This is a genomic window from Syntrophomonas wolfei subsp. methylbutyratica (genome assembly GCF_001570625.1).
In the GTDB taxonomy this organism is placed as follows: domain Bacteria; phylum Bacillota; class Syntrophomonadia; order Syntrophomonadales; family Syntrophomonadaceae; genus Syntrophomonas; species Syntrophomonas methylbutyratica.
Map to the genome: position 1 here is coordinate 1 of NZ_BBQT01000092.1, position 256 is coordinate 256.

Below are 256 nucleotides of genomic sequence, written 5' to 3' on the forward strand. Positions count from 1 at the left end.
CGGGTTACACCTGTTATCATTTTAGATGAGATTCACATGGCTTCCAACAAGCTGCTAGAGGATTTACGGATAATTTTTAATTTCAATATGGACTCAGAAAATCCATTCATCTTAATCCTGGCGGGACTGTTATCTCAGAAGTCAGATAATTGTCCATATCCCAGCAATTATTTTATCCTCAATATAATAGTCAAAGCATAGAAAAACCAATAGTTTCTATGAAAATTTCTCGGATAATTTCTGATATAAAATCTAT

At 32.8% G+C, this 256-nt stretch carries 1 protein-coding gene; it reads left to right on the plus strand.

The genetic code is table 11. From position 1 onward, the window contains the following. A partial coding sequence (locus AWB54_RS16475; RefSeq protein WP_235811216.1) for an AAA family ATPase occupies nucleotides 1–201 on the plus strand: 201 nt, incomplete at its 5' end. Between the last annotated feature and the right edge of the window lie 55 nt (nucleotides 202–256).